We start from the raw sequence: 26,083 nt of genomic DNA on the forward strand, positions 1-26,083 counted from the left end.
GCGGGCGCTGTCGGGCTAGGCTGGCTGCTCCAGGCGCAGCGCACGTTCCAGCACGGTGCGGACGTTCTCGGTGAGGCGCTGCGCACCGTAGGTGGCCAGCACGATCCGGTAGAGGGCCTCGGGGCTGCCCTCCCCGAGCTCGGGCTCGGAGGCGAGGAGCTTCCGCATCAGGGCCTGGATTTCGGAAGGCGGGACGTCCGTGAGCTTGCGAGGTCCGGTCTCCCGCAGCCGCACCGCAGGGCAGAGCGGCGTGCGGACGACCTTGTCGAGCAGCCCGGGGGTGCCCCATTCGTCCGCAGCGAGCAGGATCCCGGCGCGCACGGCGCGGGTCATCGCCTTGTTCAGCAGGCTCTTCGTTGCCTGCCCGAACCGGACGCCGGCCGCCTGGCAGTACACCTGGTACGCCTGCCGCGCCGTCATTGGCCCCTCGCTCGCGACGATCTCCTGCAATCCCTCCACGACAGGCTCCAAGCTGCTGAGGGTGCGGGGGTCCGGCAAGGGCCGGGGAACCCAGCGGCCGTACGGCTCCAGCAGCGCCGTGACCACATGCTCCACCGGGGTGATCACCTCGCTGGTGGTCTCGACGATCTCCTCTCGGGCCGCCTCCTCAGCCTGGAGGGCGGCTGCGGCGTCCACGGTGCCTTCGGCAGGTTCTGCGGGAACATGAGCCGGGACCGGCTCGGTGGGCTGGAAGTTTCGGGGGTCGCCTTCGGGGAAGACGCCGCGCTTCTCCAGCGTGCGCCACAGATCCTCCAGGGCACCTTCGGGATCGCGTGCGTACGTGCTGCCCCGGACCCGCCAGAATTCCATCCCGGCGCGCTCCAGGGTCTGCTGGCGGGCCAGGTCGTCGAGGTACCTCTCCGGACCATGCCAGTGATCGCCGTCGCATTCGACGGCCAGGCGGCCCCTCAGGCCCTCGACGACGAGGTCGATGCGGTAGCCGCCCAGTTCGTACTGTGGAATCACCCGGTACCCCCGGTCGACCAGATCCAGGTAGACGTCCACCTCGAACCAGCTGTCGAACTTGCCAGGCGGGGACGTGTTGCCGCGTCCCGGGCGCGCCGCCAGTTCACGCAGCGTCCCGATCTCCTTCGACGCGAGCGGGGTCCAGCCTTCCAGTTCGGGATTGCGCACGTGGCGGATCAGGGACGCACGCAGGTCTTCCGGATGCAGGTCGGTGAGGTCGACGCTGTGGAAGAGCCACAGCTGATCGCGGGCTCGGCTGACGGCCACGTTATAGCGGGGCTGGAATTTTTCGCTGTCACGCCCGACTTTCGGCTCCCGCTTACCGTCGGTCGGGCTGACCACCATGCTCAGGAAGATCACGTCCCGCTCGTCGCCCTGGAAGCTGTAGGCGTTTCCGCACACCAGCCTCCGGGCTTCGATTTCCGCCTCCCCGATCTCGGCGCGCAGCAGGGTGGCGATCTCCTCGGCCTGCGACTCGCCCACCAGGCTGATCACCCCGAAGCTCTTCCCAGCGTAGCGGGGGTTGGCGATACACGCCTTGATCTGATCGACAATGGCCCGCGCCTCCACCGGGTTGAACTTGTCGCCGCGCAGCGGCATGGTGTAGCCGCCTTCGACCCGCCGGGCCACCAGTGGCTGGAGCCGCTCGGCCCCGAACTGCCGCAGGGCGATCAGCGGCTCCTGCGGGTAGCTCAGGTCGCTGGAGAACTTGATGATCTCCGGCATGCAGCGGAAGTGTTCACGCAGACTGATCCGAGTCGGGTAGGCGTAGCTGCCGAAGCCGAAGAGGCTGGCCTTCGGGTCCCCGATGACTTCCGGCGCAGGCACGTCACGCAGGTACCGCTGCACGAGGGCGTCCACCTGGGCGATCGGGATGCCCACTCCTTCGGGTTCGATCTGCTTGTCGTCCCCGACGATGATGATCTTCTTTGCGATGAAGGTGAGGAACAGCGACTCAGGGCCCGCCTGCGACGCCTCGTCGACGATCACGACGTCGAACATGCCGGGGCTGACCGCGAAGTTCTCCGCGACGAGATGCAGCGGCATGATCCAGGCGGGGATGGCCGTGCGGGCCTCGTCGAGGCTCTGCTGGGCCACCTGCCGCCACTTGCCAGCGTGCTTGCCGGTGCCTTTGCCGATCTTGCGGATGGCGTTCTGCCAGCGCACGAGGGCCGCCTGTTCTCGGGGCGTCATGCGGTCCAGCGTGCTGCGCCAGGCTTTCGTCGCGGCGAGTGCGCCCAGCGTCTGGCGCTGCACGTCCCGGGCAGCCGCGAGCTGTTCCCTGGTGTCCACCTCGGTGTCCGGGTTGGCGAGCTCCCGGACCCTGAGATCAGCCCTCACCCAGTTCCAGGCCTGCTCGAACCCCGCGAGCCGGGCGTCCCAGGTGTATTCCGGGAAGGTGGACAGGAGCTCATCGGCCAGCGGGGAGGCGCCCGCCCCGAGGCGGCTCAGCAGGGCCTGCTGCTCGGACAGCAGCGCCTGACGCTGGGCCAGGGCCTGAAGCTTCAGGTAGGCCAGGCCGTAGGCCTCTGCATCACGCCCCTCGATGGCTCCGATCAGCTCGGAGACAATGTCGTGGGCGTTGCCGACTGCTTTGAGGCCCTGAAGTGCAGGGAGCAGCGCCTCAAGGGTCTGCCTGCTCGCCTGAGCCTCGCTGCCCGCGTCCGCTGCCTGCACCATCGACACCAGGGCACGCAGGTCCCCGGCCTCCCACCACTGCGGCTGCGGGAGGCCCATGATGCCCCGTACGGCCTGCTGGGCGGCCTCCAGGACCTGGCGCAGCTTGAGCATCCGGACCAGGGCCTGACAGTGCGCCCCGAGTTCCGTGACCTGAAGTCTGACCGGACCGCTCACCTCGACCCCGAGGCTGGCCCAGAGGCCCTTCAACTTGTCCAGGTTGGCGTCCAGGCGCAGGTGGTCCAGCAGGGCCGTGAGAGTCTCCACCGTGTCGGCCGCGCGGCCACCGAGCCGGACATCGGTGCGCAGGTACTGCCGCTGCTTGACCGCCGCGGGCTTCCCGAAGAGGCCGCCCCAGCTCCCGCCGCCGCGCAGGTGGTCCAGCACCGCCTGGGCGTCGCTTCTCACGGTGGGAAGGTCCCGGCCGTTCAGACCCGTCAGGGCCCGTTCTTCCAGCTCGTCCGCGTGCTGATGCAGCTCCGGCAGCAACTCGAGGCTTTGCCGAGCCACCTCCTGCCAGCGGCTGGCCTGCTCCTTCAATGCGGCGTCGACTGCGCCAGCCATCCAGGGCAGTGGCCGCTGCCGTTCGGTGTCGACGCTCGCCATCAGGGCCTGAACCGTCTGCAAGAGGGCGTGCCGGGCTTCTGGCTCGGCCCGCTCAATCACGGGATACTGCGGGTGGGTACGCGCCGCCTCATGCGCGGCGGCCTGCGCCTTCGACGCCTTCTCTCCCTGAACGAAGCGGAGGAAGGCTTCCGGCCGGGTGAGTTCCGCCGCCTCTGGCCGCCGCCGTGAGAGCTCCTGGGCTTCTTCGGCACTCAGGTCCCGCAGCAGGTCCAGCAGCCGCTCCATCTCGGCGTTTGAGAGCGGAGCAGGCCGGGCCGGGTCAGCAAAGTCCGCGAGCCACTCAAACTGAGGTTCCTGAGCCCGCAACTGCGCACCGATCAGCTGCGCCGGTCCACGGTATCCAAACAGTTCGAGCTGGCCCGTCTCCGCCTCCCGGATCTCCCGGAGGCAGTCGAGCAGGCGGTCTTCCTGCTGACGGGCCTGTTCCAGGCGACTGAACAGCAGCTTCTCCTGCTCGGCCTCCTGACCGGGCTGGCGGCTGGTGAAGCGGTGCAGGATCTCCCCGACCGAGCCCTGCAGGGCGGCCTGTGCGCCTTCCTCGCCGCGCAGATGTGTAATACACAGGCTGCGCAGTTCCGCCGGAAACTTCTCCCGGAGGACGCTCAGCGCGCGGGCCGTGTGACTGGTGACCAGCACCTTCTGATCCGTGGCCAGCAGGTGGCTGACCAGGTTCACGATGGTGTGCGACTTCCCGGTGCCGGGCGGACCCTGCACCAGCACGCCCTTCTCCCGCCGGATTCGCCGGATGATGTCCCGCTGCGCGGAGTTGGCTGGCAGTGGGAAATACACCGTCTGGTCCTGCTGTCCCGGCTCCGCCGGGCCCGTGACCGGTGGGCGGTCACCCAGGAAGCGCCGGACGCTGTCCGGCAGACCGGCCGGTGCGCCGAGTTGAGTCAGGATGCTGTCGTAGGCAGCGGTAAGGGTACGTTCGCCGCGCCGACGCAGGATCAGGGCCGGAGCCCAGTGGACCGCCGGGCGTTCCGACACGCCCTGAACGGGTCGAAGCTCAGCTGCGTAGGTGCCCCGGTCCCCGGCTGAATTCACCCAGGTCTCGAGCAGGGCCGGTAAGGTCTGCCCGCTCCAGAGGTCCTCGCCACTGTCGAGCAGCACCTTCTGGATGGCCTCCTGCACCTGCGGCATCACGCGGTCCTCGGCGTCCAGCATGTCCTGTTCCAGTGAGGTCCGCGCGCCGTCCCCGGCGGCCGTGACGCTCAGAACACCCCGCAGGGCGTCGAAGTGCAGGGCGGCCCGGGCCGTGAACAGGTGGCGGCGGACCTCGCCGCTCGACGGGGCCCTCCAGGTCAGGTGGCCCAATCCGAGGCGCAACTCGTACTTCTCGCTCTCCGCGGCGAGCTTCTGGTGAAAGTCGAACAGCTGAGAGTAGTGCCGCTGCACGTCCCGCGCCCGGCGTTCCTCCTCGGCCCAGGCCTGCCAGCGTTGCTCATAGGCCTGCCAGCTCTTGAAGACTGCCGCTTCCTGATCCAGGAACAGGGTCTCTCTGATCTCCCTGGTCTGAAGGTCATCGTCCAGAACCTGGGCGGTAACCACCCGCTGCGACCGGATGCCTGGAGCCTGGTCGGGGCGGTCAACCGAATCCGTCACCCATCCGGCCAACTCCTCCGGCACGGCCGGGGCCGGGAAGAAGCGGGGCTTCTGAATGACCAGCCAGTCGTCGCCGGCGGCCTCGGCGGACTGCCGAGCCACGTTGGTGATGCGGGGGTCGTCGGGCAGTGCGTGGAGCCACAAGACCCCGTCCCCCTGATTGGTGCGCTGGGGCTTGTACTTGAGCTGCGTGAACTCCTTCAGGTACTGGAAGAAGCGTTGGGCCTGATCGGGGTGGTGCGACGTTTTCATGCGTGAACCTTTGCCGTGAGGAGTCGGAGGATCGATCCAGGCAGTTTCGCACGGCACCACGCCCAGAATCACCGCACACTCGTCGCCACACGACCTGAAGGGCCGCGCAGACCCCTGCCTGTAGGTCCCGACCTTTCAGACGGCTGGATGTAAGTTCAGCCCTGTGAGGCCAGATCGCTCAACGCGCGGCCCGGCAACCAGCCCGGCCATCCTGTCCGTTGCCACGGCACCCTGTGCCAGCCACTTCACCAGTCCTCCCGACACGCCAGAAATGCGCCGCCAGTCGCATCCGCCGCGCACTATGCTGGACGGCACCATGACGACCAACACCTCCGAAGTCGAGCGCCGCCTGTGGGCGGCGGCCGATAACCTTCGCGCGAACAGCAAGCTCCGCAGCCACGAGTACAGCACCCCGGTGCTGGGCCTGATCTTCCTGGCCTACGCCGACCACCGCTTCCAGCAGGCGCAGCAGGAACTGGGCGCAGACGCCGACCCCATCGACTTCCAGGCGGAAGGCGTGATGTACCTGCCCGAACAGGCCCGCTACCGCCGCCTGCTGGCCCTGCCGGAAGGCGCGAACCTGGGCGCGGCCATCAACGAGGCCATGAACGCCATCGAGACCGAAAACGACGACCTCAAGGGCGTGCTGCCCAAGATCTATAACCGACTCGATAACAGCGTCCTCGCGCCGCTCCTGAAGGCCTTCAACTTCGAGGAGATCGCCGCCGGACTGGAAGGGGACGCCTTCGGCAAGGTGTACGAATACTTCCTGGGCGAGTTCGCCAAGCGCGAAGGACAACTGGGCGGCGAGTTCTACACGCCGACCAGCCTCGTCAAGCTGATGGTCGAGATCATGGAACCCTTCCACGGCCGCATCTACGACCCCGCCTGCGGCTCGGGCGGGATGTTCGTACAATCCGCCCGCTTCATCACCGAGCATCAGAAGAACCCCACCGACGAACTGAGCGTCTTCGGGCAGGAGAAGACCGCCGAGACCGTGCGACTGGCCCGCATGAACCTCGCCGTACACGGCCTCAGCGGCGACATCCGCCAGGGCAACACCTTCTATGAGGACATCCATGGCAGCCGCGGCAAGTTCGACTTCGCCCTGGCCAACCCGCCCTTCAACGTCAAGGGCATCAAGAAGGACGACATCGCCGCCGACCCGCGCCTGCCCCATGGTGTGCCCAGCACCGACAACGGCAACTACCTGTGGCTGCAGTACATCAGCAGCAGCCTGAACGAGAAAGGCCGCGCCGGGGTCGTCATGGCGAACAGCGCCAGCGACGCGCGCGGCAGCGAGCAGCTGATCCGCCAGCGCATGATCCAGAGCGGCAACGTGGACATCATGTTCGCGACCAGCAGCAACCTCTTCTACACCGTCACCCTGCCCGCCACCGTATGGTTCCTCGACAACGGCAAACGCGGCAGCGCCCGCGAGGACAAGGTGCTGTTCATCGACGGGCGCAACACCTTCGTGCAGGTCAACCGCGCCATCCGCGAGATGACTGACCAGCAGGTCGAGTTCTTGGCGAACATCGCCAACCTGTACCGGGGCGAGCAGCCCGAATTCAAGTACAGCAGCCGCGAGGCGTTCGAGGAAACGTTCCCCGGCAGCGTCTACCGCGACGTGCCTGGCCTGTGCAAGGTCGCCACGCGCAGCGAGATCGAAGCGCAGGGCTGGAGCCTGAACCCTGGCCGCTACGTGGGCATCACCGCGCGCGTTGCCGATGACTTCGACTTCAACGTGCGCCTGGGCGAACTGAACGAGGAGCTGGAAACCCTGACCGCCGAAGCGCACGAGCTGGAAGCGAGGATCAGCGAGAACGTCCAAGCGATGCTGGGCTGGAACAACTGATGCCACGGCCTTTTAGGGAGTGCGTCGCCTTCTACATCGGTGGCGGCTGGGGAAAAGAAGTTGAAGATGATCAGCACACTGCCATTGCACGAGTTATTCGAGGGACGGATATTCCAGATGCCCGCTTGAACATAGCGGACTCATTTCCAGTACGCTTCCATAAGCCATCTAACGCCAGATCGCGCTTGCTGCGTAAAGGCGACATAGTATTTGAAGTATCTGGAGGAAGTAGAGATCAGCCAGTTGGGAGATCCGTATTCGTAACAGATTCACTAGCCAAAGCGCCTACGATACCAGCAAGCTTCTGCAAACTCATACGGCCGCAATCAAGAATATGTGATCCTAAATTCATCTACTACACCCTTACAAGTGCCTACATAAGCCGAAAGCTTGTGCAGTGGCAAACCCAGTCAACAGGCATCATAAATTACAGCTTTGAAGCCTTTCTGGACGAGTACGAAATTGATCTCCCCCCGCTCGTCACTCAGCGCAAGATCGCTGCTGTCCTCTCCGCCTACGATGACCTGATCGAGAACAACACGCGGCGGGTGCGGGTGCTGGAGGAGATGGCGCGCGCCCTGTACCGCGAGTGGTTCGTGGAGTACCGCTTCCCTGGTCATGAGCAGGCCGAGTTCGTAGAAGACGAGCAGGGGCGGAGGCCGAAAGCATGGGAGTGGGTACCGGTTGCTTACGCCGTTGAGCTTGATCCAAGAACCAAGGTCGACAAAGAGGCAGTGAATCCCTTCGTCCCGATGGGGAGCCTATCTGAAAACTCAATGGTGATTGACCCCGTTGAACAGCGTGCTGGTAACAGCGGGGCCAAATTCAAGAACGGCGATACTCTGTTCGCCCGGATTACCCCGTGCTTGGAAAATGGCAAGACAGGGCTTGTCAACTTCCTACCCGACGACTCCGCAACTGCATTTGGTTCAACGGAGTACATCGTTATGCGGTCACGGCTGGTCTGCCCTGAGTATGTGTACCTACTCGCACGGTTACCCGAGTTTAGAAGCCATGCGGAAAAGAGCATGTCCGGAGCTTCAGGGCGGCAACGGGTGAGATCCGAGAGCTTGAGTAACTACTTCATCGCCCTGCCTGATAAGGCAACGCTTGCAAGCTTCCAGGCGCTGGTCAAGCCCATGTTTGCCGCCGTATTCAATCTCTCTAGTCGTAACGCCAACCTTCGCCGGACCCGCGACCTGCTGTTGCCCAAGTTGGTGTCAGGCGAACTGGACGTGAGCCAACTGGAGATCGCGGGCGTGGAGGAAGGGCAGGGCGTGAACGAGGAGGCGGTGGCATAATGGAAGCGAGACCGAGAGTCCTGACGGAGCTGCTGAACGGCAATCAGCAGTTCGAGATCCCACTGTACCAGCGCCGCTACTCCTGGCGTGACGAGGAGCGCAGCCAGTTCTGGAAGGACATCCTGCGCGCCAGCACGCTGACGGGGAACAGGTTCCACTTCCTCGGGCCGGTGGTGTTCACGAAGCCTGAAAGCGGTATGGGGGGCGTGGTGCTCACCCGCGCCCGCCTGATCGACGGTCAGCAACGCCTGACCACCCTGACCCTGCTGATGAAGGCGGTAGCCGAGCAGCTGAAAGATGACGTGATCCAGCTGCCTGTAGCCGGCTCCAAGGACATGCAGGCGGTGGACGCCTCCGCCATCACCGAGGATTACCTGATCAACAAGCGGCTCACGGGGGACTCACGCTACAAGCTGCTGCCCACCCTGGCTGACAGGGACACCCTCAAGCACATCCTGACCGGCGAACCGCTGCCGGAACGCCACTCGGCGGACTTGCTGTCGGGTATTCAGTTCTTCCGGGATCGCCTGCTTGATCCAGGCGTGACGGTGGAGCAGGTGCTGAAGGGCCTGAACCGCCTGGAAGTGGTCGAGGTGATGCTCAATGACGGCCGGGACGATCCACAGTTGATCTTCGAGAGCCTGAACAGCACCGGGAAGGATCTCACGCCCGCTGACCTGATTCGGAACAACGTTCTGATGGGCCTGAAGGCCGAGGCGCAGGACGAACTGACGCGCACGTACTGGCTGCCGATTGAAGCCCTGTTTGAAGACGACAGCGCTGAGGTGTTCAACCGCTTCATGCGCGACTACCTGACGGTCAGGATGCGGGAATTGGTGGACAAGAACGGGGTGTACGAAGCTTTCAAGGCTTACCGCGAGACGCGTGGTGATGAACCCGTTCATGCGCTCGTGGCCGACATCCTGGACATGGCGAAGTTGTACGCTGCCATGCTGCACCCGGAGCGGGTGACGGGCCAGCCAAGGCTGCGGCTGGCTCTTCAGGATCTGCTGGGTGTGCGCGTGCGTGTCACCTCACCGTTCGTGCTGGAGCTGCTGGAAGACCACGCCAAGGGCAGGGTGGACACCGAAGACCTGATCGCGGCCCTGCGGGTCATTGAGTCCCTCCTGGTCCGCAGGGCCGTGAGTGAGTTCCGAAGCGCTCCGTTGAACAAGTTGTTTGCCAGCGCGGGGAATGATCTGGTGCGCGATCAGGGCAGCGCCACCTATAAGCGCTCGGTGGAGCGAGCACTCATGAAGTTCCAGGATCGCAACCGCGACGCTTTCCCGCCGGATGAGGTGTTCTACGACAAGCTGCGTACGGTCGACCTGTACAACTCTGACGTGTGCAGGCACATCCTGGTACGTCTGGAACGTCGAAACAACCCCAGTGAACTGGTCGCTACAGACGGCCTGACCATCGAGCACATCATGCCCAAGAACCCTGACCCTAGGCAGCCCTGGCGGGATGCGCTGGGGCCGGATTGGCCACAGGTGCAAGAGCGACTGAAGCACACTCTGGGGAACCTGACCCTGACGGGGTACAACAGCGAACTCGGTGACCGATCCTTTGAGGAGAAGAAGACTCTGCCGATCAAGGCTGGAGACACCGCAGACTCCGTCGTGCCCAAGGGGTACAAGTACAGCAACATCGCCATGACTCGTGAACTGGCGGAGGAACCGGTCTGGAATGCGCAGACCATTCAGCACCGGGCAGACAAACTGGCGCAGGCGGCTTTGACACTCTGGCCACTCCCGAAATTCACAGATGAGGAGCTGGCCGAGCTCCGCGGCAAGAAGCGCCTCAAGCCCGATATCAAGAGGAAGGCGTGGGACCGCCTGAAAGCCTTACCGGCTCCACTGCTGAACGTGGTGGAAAGCCTGGACGAGCGCCTGATGAAGTTGGACGGCAGTCGCAGGCGGGAAAATAGGGACCATGTCGACTACCAGATGGGCCGACGGTATGTGACGTCCATTGGCACGGACGATCTCAGGATTTACCTGTGGCTACTGTTGGGTGAGGACTTCGAGAACCCAGGGAACGTCTGGACAAAAGGCGAGGATAAGGGTTGGTGGCAGCGCCCGCTGGACAACCTCACCGAGCTGGATGCGGTCTTTCCATTGATTGAAGCTGTGTGGGCGGCCGTCCAAGGGGGGGCCGAGCCGCAACTTGGACAGGACGGCTCGTCCCCTCCGAGTGTGGAGGAGTACGTGGCCCAGCAGCCTCCAGGGGTGCGGGCCATCATCCAGGCGGTCCTTATGGCCTGCCAGGGCTTCCCCACGCAGCGGATGCGGGTGAACCGGGCCGTGAAGTCCTTTAGCTTGGATGCCCAGACCGGCAACAAGTGGAGACCCTATATGGAAGTGAACCCCGTGGAGGATGGTCGTGTGCGGCTGTACCTGTACACCTCCCCTGACGAGGCTGAGGCACTGGGTGTGACGAGTGAGATCACGGCCTCTCAGGGGTTCATCTCCGTGTTCCTGAAGTCGCCGGAAGATGCGCACCGCTTCGAACCACTCATGGAAGCCGCCTACGTGTCCAGGTCCACCAGTGGAGAGATGGTTTCTAGCCCGAACGAGATCAAACAGCTCATTCAGGACCTGCTCGAATTCACCACAGGGCTGGATCAGGACATCACAACCGAAATCCGGGGCCGCAGCGTGCTTCTGACGAGCGGAGGACAGGAACTCGCGAGGCTCCGCAAGAATGAGACGGCTGGCTTCGTATCCATCTCGGCGGAGAACACGGAGCGCCTGTATGTTCGCCGTGCCACGGACCTTCCGGTGGGTCAGGCGCACCTGCAAAAGATCTGGCAGGCCTTCAGCCAGGGACAAGACTGATGCACCTCTTCAGTGAGGACACGTTGGTCGAGCACACCGCGATGCGGCTGCTGGGACAGCTCGGCTGGCGCACGGTGGACGCCATGCACGAGGACTTCGGCCCGGAGAGTCTGCTGGGCCGCGAGAGCCGCCGTGAGGTGATCCTGGAGCGGGAGCTGATGGCTGCCCTCCGCGCCCTCAACCCGGACCTGCCCGAGGTGGCCCTGCGTCTTGCGGTCGAGGCGGTCATCCTGGACCGCTCGGCGATGACTGGCGTGCAGGCGAACCGTGAGCTGTACGAGCTGGTCAAGCAGGGTGTCCCCGTCTCCTTCAACAACGCGGACGGGGATCAGGTCACGGAGCGGGTTCAGGTGATCGACTGGAATGTGCCGGACAACAACCGGTTCCTGGCGGTGCAGCAACTCTGGGTGACCAACCCGGACGGCCTGTGGAACCGCCGACCGGATGTGGTGGGTTTCGTGAACGGCCTGCCGCTGGTCCTGGTGGAACTCAAGGCGGCCCACAAGAATCTCGTGGACGGCTTCCAGGACAACCTGCGCGATTACCGGGACACCATCCCGCAGCTCTTCATCCCCAACGCCTTCATCGTTGTCTCGAACGGTCTGGAAGCCCGTGTGGGGAGCCTCACGGCGGGCTGGGAGCACTTCGTCGACTGGAAGAAGATCGAGCGCGAGGACGAGCCCAAACGGCCGGGCCTGGAGACCATGTTGAAGGGGATGTGCGACCGCACGCGCCTTCTCGATCTGGTTGAGAACTTCATCCTGTACAGCGAGGGCGACGGCCAGCTCCTGAAAATCCTCGCGAAGAACCACCAGTATCTGGGCGTGAACAACGCTCTGGAGGCTCTGCGGCACACCAAGAAGAACGGGGGCAAGCTCGGGGTGTTCTGGCATACCCAGGGGTCCGGGAAGAGTTTCAGCATGGTCTTCTTTGCCCAGAAGGTCCTGCGGAAGGTGCCTGGCAACTGGAGTTTCGTGGTCGTCACCGACCGCGATGAACTCGATAGCCAGATCTATAAGACTTTCGCCCGCACGGGTGCCGTCACCGAGCCGGAAGATCAGGTGCGCGCCGAGAGCGGCGCGGGCCTGAAACAGCTGCTTCAGGAGGATCACCGCTACCTGTTCACCCTGATCCAGAAGTTCCGGACCGAGAAGGGTGAGGTGTATCCCACGCTGACCCAGCGGGACGATGTGATCGTGATGACCGACGAGGCCCACCGGAGCCAGTACGACGTCTTCGCCGGCAACATGCGTCAGGCCCTCCCGAACGCGTCCTTTATCGGTTTTACGGGAACGCCGCTGATGGCCGGGGAACAGAAGACGCGCGAGGTCTTCGGCAACTACGTGTCGGTCTATAACTTTCGCGACGCGATCGAGGATCAGGCGACCGTTCCGCTGTACTACGAGAACCGCATCCCCGAGTTGCAGCTGGCCAACGAGGACTTCCAGGACGACATGCTGCAGCTGGCCGAGGAAGCCGGTCTGAACGACGAGGCTGAGCAGCAGCTGGCCAGAAGTTTCGGCAAGCAGTACCAACTGCTGACGCTGGAAAGTCGCCTGGACGAGATCGCGCGGGACCTGGTGGCGCATTTCATGGGCCGCCTGCAGTTCGGGAAGGCCATGGTCGTCAGCGTGGACAAGTTGACTGCGGTGCGCATGTACGACCGGGTGCAGCAGCACTGGCAGGAAGCGATCCAGCGACTGGAGGCGGAGCTGAGCTTCGCGACGGGCGAAGTGCGGGACTCGCTGCTGGCCCGACTGCGGTTCATGCAGGAGACCGACATGGCTGTCGTCGTGTCGCAGGCACAGAACGAAGTCGCCGACTTCGCCGCCAAGGGTGTGGACATCACGCCACACCGCAAACGCTTCGTCGAAGAGGACCTGGAGGAGAAATTCAAGAACCCTCAGGACCGCCTGCGGATCGTGTTCGTCTGCGCCATGTGGATGACGGGGTTCGACGCGCCGAGCGTCAGCACCATCTATCTCGACAAGCCGATGCGTAACCACACGCTGATGCAGACCATCGCCCGTGCCAACCGGGTCTGGGAGCACAAGGTGAGCGGGCTCATCGTGGATTACATCGGCGTGTTCCGTGACCTCCAGCAGGCCCTTGCGATCTACGGGGCGGGGGATGGCGGTGGCGGCGTGGATTCACCCGTGCAACCCAAAGAGCAGCTGATCGCCCATCTGCAGGCCCAGGTTGACGGTATGAGGGCGTTCCTGTCGCCCAGGGGCATCCAGCCGGACGTCATCCTTGCGGCAGAGGGGTTCGACAAGCTGCACCTCCTGGAGACCGCGCGGGACGCCCTGCTGGAGTCGGAAGCGACCCGCAAGCGCTATCTGGAGGCGGCCGCTGTGATCGACCGGCTGTACAAGGCCGTGCTGCCTGACCGCACAGCTCAGGCGTACACCAGGGAGCGGGCGCTGTACGTCGTCCTCGCTGAGATGCTGCTGGTTGCGACAGGAGGAGAAGGGTCAGGCGAGAACGGCGTGATGGCCAAGGTCGAAGCCCTGCTGGACGAGTCAGTCATCGCCCAGCGGTACCGAGTGCGTGAGGGCGGGACAAAACTTGACCTGAGTCGCATCGACTTCGAGAAGCTGGCGCAGACCTTCGGTCAGTCCCCCTATAAGCGCACCGAGGCGGAGAAGCTCAAAGCTCTTCTGAACGGCCGCGTGAACCAGCTCGCCCGCCTCAACAAGACGCGTGTGAACTTCGCGGAGAAGCTTCAGGCCATGATCGATGACTACAACTTCGGCGCGGCGAATGTCGAGGACTTCTTCAAGGAGCTGCTGCAGTTTGGCCAGGACCTCGACGAGGAAGGCCAGCGTGCCGCGCGTGAAGGGCTCTCTGAGGAGGAGCTGGCTGTCTTCGACCTGGTGGTCCAGGGGAGCCCGGAACTGAGCAGACGGGACGAGCAAGCTGTGAAGGGGATGGCCCGGCACCTGATTGAGAAGCTCAAAGGCAGCGCCCTGGTCCTCGACTGGCGCAAGAAGCAGCAGACGAAAGCCAGGGTCAAGAAGGCCATTCGGGATGACCTGCGTGCCCTGGGCGCGACTGAGGGCGAACTGGATACCCTCCTCAAGAACATCTACGCTCACGTCTACGAGTCCTACGCAGACAGCGGGAAGAACGTCTACGCCTGACGTGTCCTCTCCCGGTTTTGTCCGCAGCTTCTAATGTGAAGATCGTGTGTTCCGCATGCCGATTGACAATGCCAAGAATGCGGAATATGCTGTCCTAGACAAGGTTTTTTAGCTCAGTGGCAGAGCATCCGACTGTTAATCGGACGGTCGTTGGTTCGACCCCAACCTGCCGAGCCAGATCAGAACCCCCTCTTCGGAGGGGGTTTTTCATGGTCTGCCCATTGTCATACGGGTTCCGTTTGTTTCGTTAACAACCCGGAAGTACACCGGGTTGCCAACTCCACGCCCGGAACCCGTTTCTCTCCCGCTCGCTCCGCTCGGGTTGAAAGTTTGTGCAAACCTTTCAACCGGAGTCTGTATCAGGCGTACGCCGAGCCCGGCGACCTTTCAGGACCGCGTGTTCTGGCAGCGCTCGCCTTTCATTTCGCAGTGTTGGCGGGCCGTGCAGTTTGCGCCTGCCGGGGGAACTGCGGGGCCGATGTGTGCCAAACCCGATTGACACGCTCTGGGGCGCGTGAGAGCATGAGCGGCACGCACAACTTGAACTGTGTTCAGCGAGGTCACCGGCACCGGGCCTGGGCGCGCTGAATTCGTGGGAGGTCGTATGAAGAAACGGTTCCTCTTCTCCACCCTGCTCGCCCTGGCGGGCAGCTCCGCGCTGGCCGACAAGGTCGTCAGCATCGGCTACTCCGGCCCCCTGTCGGGCGGCGCGGCGTTCTACGGCAAGGACGTCCAGAGCGGCATCGACATGGCCATCGCCGAACTGAACCGCACCGGCGTGACCGTCAAGGGCGAGAAGGTCACGTTCAAGCTGGTCGCGCTGGATGACCGCTACCTGCCGAACGAGACCGCCACGAACGTCAAGCGCCTGACCAGTCAGGGCATCGACATCGTCTTCGTGCCGCACGCCGGGGGCATCCTGACCGTGCAGCCCCTGACGAACCGCGACCCGGAATTCCTGCTGGTGGCGTACTCCAGCGAACCGAAGATCCTGGACAGCCGCAACCCGCTGACGTTCATGCTGCCGCCCCGCTACGACAACTACCTGCAGCCCTTCACCGCCACGCAGATGAAGGCCTTCGGCAAGCGCCTGGGCCTGATCGGCACGACCAGCGCGTACGGCAAGCAGTGGACCGACGCGATCAGCGATGAGTGGAAGAAGCAGGGCGGCACGGTCCTGTCGAACAACGGCGTGGACTACAACACCACCGTGGACTACTCCAGCGCCGTCACGAAGGCCCTGGCCGAGAAGCCGGACGTGCTGTTCATCGGCGGGCCCAGCCAGCCCACCGCGCTGGTCGTGAAGGCCGCGCGCGAGCAGGGCTTCAAGGGCGGGTTCATCGTGATGGACCAGGCGAAGTTCGAACAGATGGACCAGGTCATCCCGCGTAGCTACCTGGACGGCAGCGTGGGCGTGCTGCCCACCAAGGAATTCGCGGGCACGCAGCTGTTCGTGACGCTGTACCAGCGCCTGTACAAGAAGATTCCCACCAGCGAGGCCGCGCTGAACTACATGGGCATGAACATCATCGCCAAGGCCATGGAACTCGCCGGGACGACCGACGACCCCAACGCGATCCGGGCGCAGCTGAACGCCGCCGCCAAGGCCCTGCCGCAGAGCAAGACGGTGTACAAGCTGTTCGGCGTGACCGACAAGGGCCACGTGGACGCGGAGTTCGTGGTCGCCAGCGTGAAGGGCGGGAAGTACACCCGCCTGCGGCTGATCAAGACCTTCAAGTAAGCGCCGGGCGGACCTTCAGGAACTGATCACTGTGCGCGCCGGGCGAACGTGTGCCCGGCGCGCCGTTTCATAAGGGCTCCGGTTGAAAGGTTTGCAAAAACTTTCAACCCGAGCGGATGCGAGTGGGAGCAAAACGGGTTCCGGGCGTGGAGTTGACAACCCGGTGATGTTCCGGGTTGTCAACGAAACAGACGGAATCCGTATCACACGGCCATGTCAAGTGGTCAACCGGGGAGGAACGGGTTTTGTCGACGGTGCTGCAACAACTGTTCAACGCGCTGGCGCTGGGGGGCGTGTACGCCCTGGTGGCGCTGGGGCTGACGCTGGTGTACGGCGTGATGCGCGTCCCGAATTTCGCGCATGGCGGCCTGTACATGCTGGGCGCGTACCTGACGTACGCGGCGCTCACGAGTCTGAAGGTGGGGTTCCTGCCCGCGCTGCTGCTGTCGGCGCTGGGCGTGGCGCTGCTGGCCGCGCTGATGGAACGCGTGATCTTCCATCCGCTGCGCAACGCCCCGCACGTGCATCCGATGATCGCGGCGATCGGGGTGCTGTTCTTCCTGGAGGCGCTGATCTCGCACCCGCGGGTGTTCGGGCCGGACTTCAAGCAGATCGCCGAGCCGCTGCCCGGCATCGTGAACCTGGGCGGCGTGACGCTGACGTGGCAGCGGCTGCTGATCATCGCGGCGAGCGTGCTGGTCATGCTGGGCCTGAACTACTTCCTGAAACGCACCCTGACCGGCGCGACCATCGAGGCGATGAGCCAGAACCGCGAGGGCGCGCGGCTGGTGGGCATCAACACCAACCGGGTGGGGATGCTGACCTTCGCGATCAGCGGGGCGCTCGCGGCGGTCGCGGCGAGCCTGATCGCGCCGATCAACGCGGTGACGCCCAGCATGGGTGAGGTCATGAACCTGAAGGTGTTCGCGATCATCATCCTGGGCGGCATGGGCAGCGTGCCCGGCGCGATCGTGGGCGCGTTCCTGCTGGCGTTCACGGAGGTGTTCGGCGGCTTCTACATCAGCCTGGACTTCGCGGACGTGATCGGCTTCGCGATGCTGGTGGTCGTACTCGCGCTGCGCCCGCAGGGGCTGTTCAGGAAGGGCACGTGAACCGGTTCGTGTGGCCCGCGCTGTTCGTGCTGGCGGCGGCCGTGCCGTTCCTGCAGCCCAGCGGGTACCTGCTGGACGTCGGCGTGAACATCATGCTGTGGGCGGTGCTCGCGTACGGCCTGAACGTCATGCTGGGGTACACGGGACTGCTGCCGCTGGCGCACGCGGGGTTCTTCGGGATCGGGGCGTACACGACCGGCATCCTGACCCTGAAGGCCGGGTGGAGTTTCTGGCTGGCGTGGCCCGCCGGGATCGCGCTGGCCGCGCTGGCGGGGCTGCTGCTGGGACTGGTGGCGTTCCGCACGCGCGGGGACGCCTTCTCGATCTTCACGCTGGGCGTGGGCGTGATCATCACGCTGGTGATCAACAAGTGGGACGACCTGACCGGCGGGAACGACGGCCTGAACGGCGTCCCCGCCCCCGCCGGGCTGGAGGAGGCCTCGCGCGCCATCGGCCTGAAGCTGTCCGGCGGCTTCTACCTGCTGGCCCTGCTGACGCTGGCGCTGACGGTCCTGATCGTGGCGCGCGCCCGCGCGAGCAGCTTCGGGCTGTCCCTGCTCGCCATCCGCGGCGGCGAGGACCTCGCGCGCAGCGCCGGCGTGAACGTGTATACGCACAAGCTGCGCGCCATGATGCTCTCGACGGCGCTGGCCGGACTGGCGGGCGGGCTGTACGCCACGTACGTGGGTTTCCTGGGCTCGGCGGTGACCGGGCCGACCACGACCTTCACGGTGCTGCTGTACCTGCTCGTCGGGGGCCTGGGGACGCTGGCCGGGCCGCTGCTGGGCACGGCACTGATCTACAGCCTCACGCAGACGCTCAAGGGGCTGCAGGATTACCAGTACATCGTGTTCGGGCCGCTGCTGGTGCTGCTCGTGATGTACGCCCCGCACGGCCTGGCGGGCCTGTGGACGCGCCTGCGCGCCCATCGTCCCGCCCGCGCGGCGAAGACCAAGGAGGTCAGCGGTGCTTGACGTCGAGAACCTGGGCATCCGCTTCGGCGGGCTGCACGCCGTGCGGGACGTGACCGCCACCGTCCCCGCCGGGCAGATCACCGCGATCATCGGGCCGAACGGAGCGGGCAAGAGCACGTTCTTCAACCTGATCAGCGGCTTCTACCGTCCCACCACGGGCACCGTCCGCTTCCAGGGGGAGGACCTGACGCGCCTGCCCACCCACGAGGTCGTCGCGCGCGGCGTGGCCCGCACGTTCCAGACGACCACCATCTACCGCGAACTGAGCGTGCTGGAGAACGCCATGATCGGGCACCGCGTCCGCACGCGCGCCGGACTGCTCGATGCGCTGCTGCGCACGCCCCGCGAACGTCGCGACGCGCAGGGCAGCCGCGACGGCGCGCTGCGCGCCCTGGAACGCGTCGGGCTGGTCCGGCAGGCGCACCTGCCCGCCGGGGCCCTGACGCAGGAGGGCCAGAAACGCGTCGGGATCGCCATGGCGCTCGCCAGCGAACCGAAACTGCTGCTGCTGGACGAACCCGCCGCCGGGATGAACCCCGAGGAGACCGTGAACCTCATGGCCCTGATCCGCGAACTGGTCGCGGGCGGCCTGACGGTCGCGCTGGTCGAGCACAAGATGAGCCTCGTGATGGGTCTGGCGGATCACATCCTGGTGCTGCACCACGGGCAGCTGATCGCGCAGGGCACCCCGGCGCAGGTCAGCCGCGACCCGGCCGTGATTGAGGCGTACCTGGGCTCGCACGCGCACGGCGGGCAGATGGGCCAGGGCGCGCAGGGCGGGGAGGCCGCGCATGCTTGAGATCCGTGACCTGACCGTCCGTTACGGCGCCTTCACGGCGCTGCACGCCCTGAACCTCAGCGTGCAGCGCGGCGAGATCGTCGTGCTGCTCGGCGCGAACGGCGCGGGCAAGAGCACCCTGTTCCGCACCCTGAGCGGCCTGCAACGCCCCGCGGGCGGCAGCGCCACCTGGAACGGCACCAGCCTCACCACCGGCCGCCCGGAACTGAACGTCGCCAGCGGCGTCGCGCAGTGCCCCGAGGGCCGCCTGCTGTTCCCGGAACTGAGCGTCGAGAAGAACCTGCGCCTCGGCGCGTTCGTGCACCGCCGCGACCCCGCCGGAACCGCGCGCGAACTGGACCGCGCGTACGACCTCTTCCCCGCCCTGATCGAGAAACGGCACGCGCCCGCCGGGAGCCTCTCGGGCGGGCAGCAGCAGATGGTCGCCATCGCCCGCGCGCTGATGGCCCGCCCGCAACTGCTGCTGCTGGACGAACCCAGCCTGGGCCTCGCCCCGCTGGTCGTCGAGCAGGTGTTCAGCGCCGTGCAGCGCGTCAACGAGACCGGCGTGACCGTCCTGCTGGCCGAGCAGAACGCCTTCGCCGCGCTGAGCATCGCCCACCGGGGCTACGTGCTCGAAGGCGGGCGCCTGACGCTGGAGGGCACCCAGCACGCCCTGATGACCGACGACCGCGTCCGCAGCGCCTACCTGGGCGTGTAGACAGCAGCACCAGCGTGGAGGCCGGGTGATCGCCCGGCCTCCATCCTCTGCTCAGCGGGTGCTTACACCGCTCCGCTACACTGGGTCTCAGTCGCCCCACACGGGGCAGCGGCGTTCCGTTCCGTGACTGGGGGCTACATCACCCCCACCCACTGCACTCCACGCCGCCGCAGGTCTCGGTTGCTCGCTCCGCCCGGGTCAGGTTCCTCCGGGAACAGCGCCCGGCAGCACCCTGACCACCCGTGGGCGGAACTCCGGACGAGAGCACCGCCGTACCCGGTCACGACAAGACGGCGAGACACTGGAGGTGTCCCGTATGGCATGGACTCTGCTCATCATCGCCGGACTGCTCGAAGTCGGCTGGGCCATCGGCCTGAAGTACACCGAGGGGTTCACCCGTCCCGTCCCCACCGCCCTGACCCTGCTGAGCATGGTCGCCAGCATGGGCCTGCTGGGCCTCGCTGCCAAGACCCTCCCGATCGGCACCGCGTACGGCGTGTGGGTCGGCATCGGCGCGGTCGGCGCGGCCATTCTGGGCATCGTGTTGTTCCACGAGAGCGTCACGCCCGCCCGCGTGGCGTTCATGATCCTGATGATCGTGTCCATCATCGGCCTGAAAGCCACCAGCGGCCACTGACCCACGTGAAGGGGCAGAGGATTCCCCCTCTGCCCTGCTGTGTTCAGCTCGCGGTGCCGACGGCCTCGCGGACGTGCGTGAAGCCGTCGCGGGCCAGCAGGCGGGCGAGGCCGGTGTTCAGGTCGCGCACGAGACCGGGCCCCTCGAAGATCAGGGCGGAGTACACCTCGGTCAGGGTGGCCCCGGCACGGATGCGGTTGTACGCGTCCTGCGCGGTGAAGATGCCGCCCACGCCGACGATGGGGACGCGCCCGCCGGTCTGCCGGTACGCGGCGCGCACGAGTTCGGTGGCGCGGCGCGTGAGTGGCCGTCCGCTCAGGCCACCCGTTTCCTGCTGGTTGGGGTGGGTCAGGCCGTCGCGGGACAGGGTGGTGTTGCTGATGATCAGGCCCGACGCGCCCGCGCTGACGGCGGCGTCCACGCTGGCCTCGAAATCGGCCGGGTGGAGGTCCGGGGCGAGTTTCACGAGGACCGGGGGGGCCTTCAGGGTCCGCACGCGCTGCGCCTCGACCTCCTGCAGGACCTCGCGCACCAGGGCGCCCAGGTCGTCCGCGCCCTGCAACGCGCGCAGGCCGGGCGTGTTGGGGCTACTGACGTTCACCACGAAGGCGTCCGCGACGTCCTGCAGCGCGGCGACGCAGCGGCGGTAGTCCTGCGCGGCGTCCTCGTTCGCGGTGACCTTGTTCTTCCCGATGTTCACCCACACCGGCGCGGGCCGCGCGCCCAGCGCGCTCAGGCGGGCGTGCAGGTCGGTCATCCCAGCGTTGTTGAAGCCCATGCGGTTGATCAGCGCTCCGTCCTCCGGCAGGCGGAACAGGCGCGGGCGGTCGTTGCCGGGCTGCGGCAGGGGCGTGACAGTCCCGACCTCCAGGAAGCCGAAGCCCAGCGCCGTGAACGCCGGGACGGCCACGCCGTTCTTGTCCAGGCCCGCCGCGAGGCCCACCGGGGACGCGAAGTGCTGCCCCCACAGGGTCTGCTCCAGCATGGGGGACGCAGGTGCCGTCACGCGCCGCGCCAGCGCGGGCCAGGCGGGCACGCGGGACGCGGCGTCCATCAGGCCGATCGTGAGGTGGTGGGCGTCCTCCGCGTCCAGGCGGAACAGCAGCGGCTTGATCAGCGAACGGTACACGGTTCTCCAGCATAGGCCACAGACCACCGGAGGGGATGATGGACAGGCACGCCCATCATCCCCCCCGGCGGGGCCGGTCAGCCCAGGTGCGGGTAGCTGGGGTCGATCTGCACGAGGCGGGCGTGCTGCTGGCGGTTGCTGTCCTCGATCAGGTCCGCGAGGGTGGTGCCGCCCAGCACGTCGCGCAGCGCGGCGTCCACGCGGTACCACAGGCTCTGGGTGCCGCACACGTTCTGGCTGTCGCAGATGTGGTCGTCCTCGACGCAGGACACGGGCGCGATGCTGCCCTCCATGGCGGTCACGACGTCGTACGCGCTGATGTCCCGCGCGGCCCGCGCGAGCCGGTAGCCGCCGTGCGCGCCGCGGATGCTCTTGATGAACCCGGCGCGGCGCAGGTTGCTGGCGATCTGCTCCAGGTAGTGCTGGCTGATGCCCTGGCGTTCGGCGACGTCCTTGAGGGGCACGGCGTTGCCGTCACCACGCGCGATCTCGATCAGGGCGCGCAGGCCGTACTGTGCTTTCGTCGACACCCACATGGCCCGCATTCTACCCCGCAATTCCGGGCGGAGTGTAAGGAATTCAGGAGTTATTGAGAAGCATTCTCAGCAGATGGGACTGGGCATTCCACAGGCATGACAGACTCGGGCATGCCGGTCACCCTCCAGTCCGTCCAGCCGGGTCACGCCGCCGCCCTGCGCGCCCTGACGCTCCCCGCCGCGCAGGCCGACTTCACCACCCACCCGGCCGAGCTGCTGCACAGCGTGCCGGGCGACCCGCAGCGGCAGCTGATCACGGTGCTACGCGGGGGCGAGGTCGCCGGGGCCTTCGTACTGGCGGTCGGGGAGCACCGCGACCGGTACCTGACAGCCCCCGACCCGGACGCGGTGGCACTCTCGTCCCTGAGTGTGGACGCGGCGCAGCAGGGGCGCGGCGTGGGTACGGCCGCCATGGTGGCCCTGCCGGGACTCGTGCGGACGCTGTACCCGCAGGCGCTGCGGGTGATTCTGGTCGTGAACCAGCGCAACCCTGGTGCGCGGCGCGTGTACGAGAAGGCGGGCTTTCAGGTGACCGCCACCCGCGAGGGCCGCATCGGGCCGCAGTGGGTGATGACGCTGCCGCTGGACTGAACGCCCCTGCAACGCCTCCGCAACGCCCGCCCGTCTACGCTGCCGGGCATGACGATTTCCTCTGTCCGCCGCGCGCTGCTGACCGTGGCACTGCTCGCCCCGCTGACTGCCGCGCCCGCGCACGCCGACTGCTTCCTGATCGTCTGTGGCCTGGAGGCCGAGGGGACGCTGGCGACGAACGGGCAGGTGGACGGGGTGTACCGCGAGGTGTTCGGGCGCGGCTCGACCTTGCAGGAACGCAACGACTGGGCGAAGAAGGGCTTCGCGGATGACGGCCTGAGCGGCGCGCAGGAATCGCAGCTGCGCGCGACTCTGACCGCTCAGTTGCACGGGAGCGCGGCGCAGCTGGCGGAGGTGGTCACGCGCGTGACGCAGACCTCGATGGGGGTGCGCCTGAGTCCGAACAATCCGTTCTTCAAGCTGCTGACGAAACTCAGCCAGCAGCCGGAGAGCACGTACGCCAGTCTGGTGGCGTTCACGCGGACGTACCTGCAGGACGCGCAGGTGGGCGGGGTGCGCGCGGCGCTGATCGAGCGGGCGTACCTGGACAGCCTGGGCCGCCTCCCCACGAGCGGGGACACGGCGTACTGGCAGGCGCAGATCGTGAAGACCGGCGCGAACTACGCGGACATCCTGCGGGCCGCCGGGGAGTGGGTGCTGTCGGCGGGCAACGAGGCGGAGTTCGCCGCCATGATTCGCCGGGCCTTCAAACTGACCGGGCGGCCCCAGCCCACCATGGACAAGATCGCGCAGATCCGCGTGAAGAGCGGCCCCGTCCTGCGGTCGTTCGCGGGCTGGAAGGCGTTCATTCAGAAGTTCTGATGCCCGGCGAGCAGTGCCTCGGCCTGGGCCAGGGCGTCCGGGGTGTCCACGTCCAGCAGGAGCCGCGCGGGGAAGGTCAGGGTGACGGCCTGCGCGGCGTGCGCGCGGATCAGGTCGCGGGGGCCGTGGTCGGTGTCCGGGGTGTCCTGCATGGCGCGCAGCAGGTCCGCGCGGAACAGGTGCGGGGGCGCCCGGACCGGTTCCACGCCGGGCTCGGCGTAGCGGGCGAGGACGACGGGCGCGCCGCTCTCGTGGAACGCGGTGATCAGCGCGGTGTGCTGCGCGCCGCCCAGCAGCGGCATGTCCGCCAGCGCGAAGTTCACGGCGGCCAGCCCGCCGTCCAGGCCGCCCGGCAGCGCGGTCACGGCGGCGCGGAAGGAACTGCCCAGGCCGCGCGCGGGGTCGGGGTTTACCACGAACGTGAACGGCAGTCCCGTCAGGGCCGCGCGGATGCCGTCCCCGACCGTGCCGGGCGGGATGACGCACAGCAGCGCGTCGTGCCCGCCGTCCGCGAGGGCCTGCGCGGCGTGCCGGACCAGGGGCCGCCCCGCCAGCGGTTCGAGTTGCTTGGGGCGGCCCATACGGGTGCTGCGCCCGGCGGCCAGCAGGACGCCGGCGACCGGCTGTCGGGGTGGGGTGGGCATGGTCTGCATGCTAGGCCAATCTTTCTGCAACCCCGCTGCTCTTACAATGCGGGGCGTCAGGTCAACCGGTTTCGCCCGCGCCGCCGCGGGTCCGTTCTCTCGCGTGGAGGTCACGTCATGAAACTCAGTTACTCAGGTCAGGAGAAGGTGCAGGCGCCGCCCGCCGCCGTGTGGGCGTTCGTGCAGGACCCGGAGCGGGTGGCGCGCTGCCTGCCGGACGTGCAGGAGGTCGTCGTGCACGACCAGACGCACATGGACGCCACCGTGCAGGTGGGTGTGGGCATGGTGCGCGGGAAGTTCAAGTTCAAGATCGAGGTGCTGCCCGACGCGGCGGCGAACCGCGTGAACGTGAAGGTGCAGGGCGGCGGGCTGGGCAGCGTCGTGGACCTGACGGCGGGTGCGAACGTCGTGGACAACGGGGACGGCACGACCACCCTGGACTGGACCGGGGACGCGACCATGCGCGGCCCGGTGGCGACGGTGGGCGGGCGGCTGCTGGACGCGCAGGCGCAGAAGCTGATCTCGAAGACCTTCGAGAACATGAGCGCGAACGTGGGCGCGTCCGCCGGGACGCTGGCGTAAGGATCATGGGAAACGCCGGGCGTCAGGCGGGCACACTCCCGCCCGTGACGCCCGGCGCCCTTTCAGCGGTCCGTGCCGGGCAGGGCCAGGGGTGCGCGGGGCGGCACGGCACTCACGGCGCCGTGCGGCGAGACTGCCAGCACCCCGGCTTCCGCGAGGGTCCAGATGGCGCGGTGGACGCTCATCTCGCTGGCGGCGTCCCCGCCGGGTGCCAGCCGGTCGAGCAGCCCGGTGTACCGCAGTTCGCCGGGCACGCCGCCCGCCCAGGGGGTGACGTCCAGCACGGCGCGCAGCACCTGCCGCTGCGCCGGAGTCTGCGCGTGGGCGAGCAGGGCGCGCCGGGCGTCCTCCTGGCGGGTGCGGGCCTCGCGGGCCTCGCGGCGGGCGCTGAGCAGGGCCTGCACCTCGGGGTCCTGGCCGCCCCGGCGCTCGCTGATCAGGCGTTCCAGGCGGTCGTCGGCGCGCTGCGCGGCGCGGTCGCGCAGGTCGCGGGCGCGGGCGCGCAGTCCGGCGCGGGCGTCCTGCACGGGTTCGCTCAGGGCCTGCACGGTGCGGCGGGCGACCTGCGCGGCGTCACGGGCGGGGTCGGGGGCCGGGTCGGTCAGGGCGCGGCCCAGGCGGATCAGGGTGGTCAGGGTGCGTCTCTCGCTCATGGGGGCTCCGGCGCCCCGGCGGGGGCGGGTGGGGTGATCCGGGTTCCGTCTGTTTCGTTGACGGATCGGAACACCACCGATCTGTCAACTCCACGTCCGGAACCCGCTTCTCTCCTGCTCGCTTCGCTCGGATTGAACGGCTTCGTCAGCCATTCAATCGAGGGCCGTATCAGCTTAGCGGGCAGGCCGCGCGGGGGGCGTCCGCCGAAAGGTGCGGTGAAGGCCACACGGACGGCAGGGACGCCTGAACCCCAGTACGGGGCGGCGTCCCTGCCGGTTGCGCTGGCTGTCCTGTGGGGCCGTGGGTCAGGCGGCCTGACTGGTCGGCAGGTCGCGCGGCACGGTGACCGGGCGGGTGGTGGGGGTGGGCCACAGGGCGCCCAGCGCGAGGCTGGCGAGGCTGGTGGTGGCGACGGCCAGCCACAGCAGTCCCGCGTCGGTCGGGTCGAGCAGGACGGTCAGGACGATCAGCGCGGTGGCGATCAGACCGTGCGCGCTGACGGAGGGCAGCAGGTTGAGTCCGGCGCGGTGGGCCTGCGCGAAGCGGGTCCCGAAGTGCAGGCCGGAGGTCAGGGCGATCAGGGTGCACAGGAGCAGGGGCAGCGTCATGCCGTTCACGGTAGGCCAGTGCCTCTCACCGGAGCGTCACGCGCCCGGCACGCCCCGAAGATTAAGATACGGGAGGACGGGCGGTTTTTTCCGTCCAGGAGCGAAGATCATGATTTGTAAGAATTCCTGTCATACGGATTCCGTCTGTTTCGTTGACACCCCGGGACATCACCGGGTTGTCAACTTCACGCCCGGAACCCGCTTCTCTCCTGCTCGCTCCGCTCGGATGGAACGGCTTTGCAAGCCATTCCATCGGAGTCCGTTTCAGAGTTCCGGGCGGTCCTCATG

At 66.7% G+C, this 26,083-nt stretch carries 19 protein-coding genes and 1 riboswitch; of the genes, 13 read left to right on the forward strand and 6 right to left on the reverse strand.

Annotation, left to right across the window (positions count from 1 at the left end; genetic code table 11):
* Positions 1–15: 15 nt before the first annotated feature.
* The gene (locus EXW95_RS08745) at positions 16–5,124 is read right to left on the reverse strand and encodes an AAA domain-containing protein (RefSeq protein ID WP_174367124.1); all 5,109 of its coding nucleotides are present in this window, start codon (positions 5,122–5,124) and stop codon (positions 16–18) included.
* Positions 5,125–5,440: 316 nt separating this feature from the next.
* Here EXW95_RS08745 and EXW95_RS08750 point away from each other — a divergent pair, with 316 nt between their 5' ends.
* From EXW95_RS08750 to sugE, 10 genes are all read left to right on the forward strand, one after another.
* The gene (locus EXW95_RS08750; RefSeq protein WP_174367125.1) at positions 5,441–6,982 is read left to right on the forward strand and encodes a class I SAM-dependent DNA methyltransferase; all 1,542 of its coding nucleotides are present in this window, start codon (positions 5,441–5,443) and stop codon (positions 6,980–6,982) included.
* Complete coding sequence (locus EXW95_RS08755; RefSeq protein WP_174367126.1) at positions 6,982–8,283, forward strand: restriction endonuclease subunit S; 1,302 nt, start codon at positions 6,982–6,984, stop codon at positions 8,281–8,283. Before EXW95_RS08750 ends, EXW95_RS08755 begins: the two co-directional genes overlap by 1 nt.
* Positions 8,283–11,123, forward strand: a complete 2,841-nt coding sequence (locus tag EXW95_RS08760; protein ID WP_174367127.1) for a DUF262 domain-containing protein — start codon at positions 8,283–8,285, stop codon at positions 11,121–11,123. The genes EXW95_RS08755 and EXW95_RS08760 overlap by 1 nt, the downstream gene beginning before the upstream one ends.
* Positions 11,123–14,266 (forward strand): type I restriction endonuclease subunit R, encoded by a 3,144-nt coding sequence (locus EXW95_RS08765; RefSeq protein WP_174367128.1) that lies wholly within the window; start codon positions 11,123–11,125, stop codon positions 14,264–14,266. Before EXW95_RS08760 ends, EXW95_RS08765 begins: the two co-directional genes overlap by 1 nt.
* A 604-nt stretch (positions 14,267–14,870) precedes the next feature.
* Positions 14,871–16,007 carry an ABC transporter substrate-binding protein gene (locus EXW95_RS08770; protein WP_174367129.1) on the forward strand — a complete coding sequence of 379 codons (1,137 nt, stop codon included), beginning with the start codon at positions 14,871–14,873 and terminating at the stop codon, positions 16,005–16,007.
* A 245-nt stretch (positions 16,008–16,252) separates the two neighbouring features.
* Complete coding sequence (locus tag EXW95_RS08775; protein ID WP_160977102.1) at positions 16,253–17,119, forward strand: branched-chain amino acid ABC transporter permease; 867 nt, start codon at positions 16,253–16,255, stop codon at positions 17,117–17,119.
* Entirely contained in the window at positions 17,116–18,093 is a 978-nt protein-coding gene (locus EXW95_RS08780; RefSeq protein WP_371809979.1) for a branched-chain amino acid ABC transporter permease, read from the forward strand. The genes EXW95_RS08775 and EXW95_RS08780 overlap by 4 nt, the downstream gene beginning before the upstream one ends.
* A complete protein-coding gene (locus EXW95_RS08785; RefSeq protein ID WP_174367130.1) occupies positions 18,086–18,892 on the forward strand; it encodes an ABC transporter ATP-binding protein in 807 nt (268 codons plus the stop codon). Before EXW95_RS08780 ends, EXW95_RS08785 begins: the two co-directional genes overlap by 8 nt.
* A complete protein-coding gene (locus tag EXW95_RS08790) occupies positions 18,885–19,592 on the forward strand; it encodes an ABC transporter ATP-binding protein (protein WP_174367131.1) in 708 nt (235 codons plus the stop codon). The genes EXW95_RS08785 and EXW95_RS08790 overlap by 8 nt, the downstream gene beginning before the upstream one ends.
* 231 nt (positions 19,593–19,823) lie before the next feature.
* Positions 19,824–19,891: riboswitch (guanidine-III (ykkC-III) riboswitch) on the forward strand.
* Positions 19,892–19,908: 17 nt separating this feature from the next.
* Positions 19,909–20,229: a quaternary ammonium compound efflux SMR transporter SugE gene (gene sugE, locus EXW95_RS08795; protein WP_160977096.1), complete on the forward strand. Its 321-nt coding sequence runs from the start codon at positions 19,909–19,911 to the stop codon at positions 20,227–20,229.
* A gap of 43 nt (positions 20,230–20,272) precedes the next feature.
* Here the strand turns inward: sugE and EXW95_RS08800 are convergent, their stop codons facing one another.
* Positions 20,273–21,358 carry a quinone-dependent dihydroorotate dehydrogenase gene (locus EXW95_RS08800; RefSeq protein WP_174367132.1) on the reverse strand — a complete coding sequence of 362 codons (1,086 nt, stop codon included), beginning with the start codon at positions 21,356–21,358 and terminating at the stop codon, positions 20,273–20,275.
* Positions 21,359–21,435: 77 nt separating this feature from the next.
* On the reverse strand, positions 21,436–21,894 hold the full coding sequence (locus EXW95_RS08805) for an Rrf2 family transcriptional regulator (RefSeq protein WP_046843378.1): 459 nt from the start codon (positions 21,892–21,894) through the stop codon (positions 21,436–21,438).
* 111 nt (positions 21,895–22,005) lie between these two features.
* Between EXW95_RS08805 and EXW95_RS08810 the strand changes: the two genes are divergently transcribed.
* Together EXW95_RS08810 and EXW95_RS08815 are read left to right on the forward strand one after the other, a co-directional pair.
* Positions 22,006–22,485, forward strand: coding sequence for a GNAT family N-acetyltransferase (locus EXW95_RS08810; RefSeq protein WP_174367133.1), 480 nt, complete (start codon positions 22,006–22,008; stop codon positions 22,483–22,485).
* Positions 22,486–22,533: 48 nt separating this feature from the next.
* On the forward strand, positions 22,534–23,307 hold the full coding sequence (locus tag EXW95_RS08815) for a hypothetical protein (RefSeq protein WP_174367134.1): 774 nt from the start codon (positions 22,534–22,536) through the stop codon (positions 23,305–23,307).
* On the opposite strand, the gene EXW95_RS08820 is transcribed toward EXW95_RS08815, so the two are convergent.
* Positions 23,295–23,951, reverse strand: a complete 657-nt coding sequence (locus tag EXW95_RS08820; protein WP_174367135.1) for a nucleotidyltransferase family protein — start codon at positions 23,949–23,951, stop codon at positions 23,295–23,297. The genes EXW95_RS08815 and EXW95_RS08820 overlap by 13 nt on opposite strands.
* 117 nt (positions 23,952–24,068) lie before the next feature.
* Between EXW95_RS08820 and EXW95_RS08825 the strand changes: the two genes are divergently transcribed.
* Positions 24,069–24,533 (forward strand): carbon monoxide dehydrogenase subunit G, encoded by a 465-nt coding sequence (locus EXW95_RS08825; protein WP_174367136.1) that lies wholly within the window; start codon positions 24,069–24,071, stop codon positions 24,531–24,533.
* 62 nt (positions 24,534–24,595) lie between these two features.
* Here EXW95_RS08825 and EXW95_RS08830 read toward each other — a convergent pair whose 3' ends face one another.
* Positions 24,596–25,186 carry a hypothetical protein gene (locus EXW95_RS08830; protein WP_174367137.1) on the reverse strand — a complete coding sequence of 197 codons (591 nt, stop codon included), beginning with the start codon at positions 25,184–25,186 and terminating at the stop codon, positions 24,596–24,598.
* Between the two features lie 306 nt (positions 25,187–25,492).
* Complete coding sequence (locus EXW95_RS08835; RefSeq protein WP_174367138.1) at positions 25,493–25,795, reverse strand: hypothetical protein; 303 nt, start codon at positions 25,793–25,795, stop codon at positions 25,493–25,495.
* Positions 25,796–26,083: the final 288 nt, after the last annotated feature.

The organism is Deinococcus sp. JMULE3 (assembly GCF_013337115.1).
GTDB lineage: Bacteria > Deinococcota > Deinococci > Deinococcales > Deinococcaceae > Deinococcus.

Bases quoted from the DNA above. Each gene is read 5' to 3' on its own strand.
- EXW95_RS08745 (WP_174367124.1), bottom strand. From the start codon at position 5,124: ATGAAAACGTCGCACCACCCCGATCAGGCCCAACGCTTCTTCCAGTAC.
- EXW95_RS08750 (WP_174367125.1), top strand. From the start codon at position 5,441: ATGACGACCAACACCTCCGAAGTCGAGCGCCGCCTGTGGGCGGCGGCC.
- EXW95_RS08755 (WP_174367126.1), top strand. From the start codon at position 6,982: ATGCCACGGCCTTTTAGGGAGTGCGTCGCCTTCTACATCGGTGGCGGC.
- EXW95_RS08760 (WP_174367127.1), top strand. From the start codon at position 8,283: ATGGAAGCGAGACCGAGAGTCCTGACGGAGCTGCTGAACGGCAATCAG.
- EXW95_RS08765 (WP_174367128.1), top strand. From the start codon at position 11,123: ATGCACCTCTTCAGTGAGGACACGTTGGTCGAGCACACCGCGATGCGG.
- EXW95_RS08770 (WP_174367129.1), top strand. From the start codon at position 14,871: ATGAAGAAACGGTTCCTCTTCTCCACCCTGCTCGCCCTGGCGGGCAGC.
- EXW95_RS08790 (WP_174367131.1), top strand. From the start codon at position 18,885: ATGCTTGAGATCCGTGACCTGACCGTCCGTTACGGCGCCTTCACGGCG.
- sugE (WP_160977096.1), top strand. From the start codon at position 19,909: ATGGCATGGACTCTGCTCATCATCGCCGGACTGCTCGAAGTCGGCTGG.
- EXW95_RS08805 (WP_046843378.1), bottom strand. From the start codon at position 21,894: ATGTGGGTGTCGACGAAAGCACAGTACGGCCTGCGCGCCCTGATCGAG.
- EXW95_RS08810 (WP_174367133.1), top strand. From the start codon at position 22,006: ATGCCGGTCACCCTCCAGTCCGTCCAGCCGGGTCACGCCGCCGCCCTG.
- EXW95_RS08815 (WP_174367134.1), top strand. From the start codon at position 22,534: ATGACGATTTCCTCTGTCCGCCGCGCGCTGCTGACCGTGGCACTGCTC.
- EXW95_RS08820 (WP_174367135.1), bottom strand. From the start codon at position 23,951: ATGCCCACCCCACCCCGACAGCCGGTCGCCGGCGTCCTGCTGGCCGCC.
- EXW95_RS08825 (WP_174367136.1), top strand. From the start codon at position 24,069: ATGAAACTCAGTTACTCAGGTCAGGAGAAGGTGCAGGCGCCGCCCGCC.
- EXW95_RS08830 (WP_174367137.1), bottom strand. From the start codon at position 25,186: ATGAGCGAGAGACGCACCCTGACCACCCTGATCCGCCTGGGCCGCGCC.
- EXW95_RS08835 (WP_174367138.1), bottom strand. From the start codon at position 25,795: ATGACGCTGCCCCTGCTCCTGTGCACCCTGATCGCCCTGACCTCCGGC.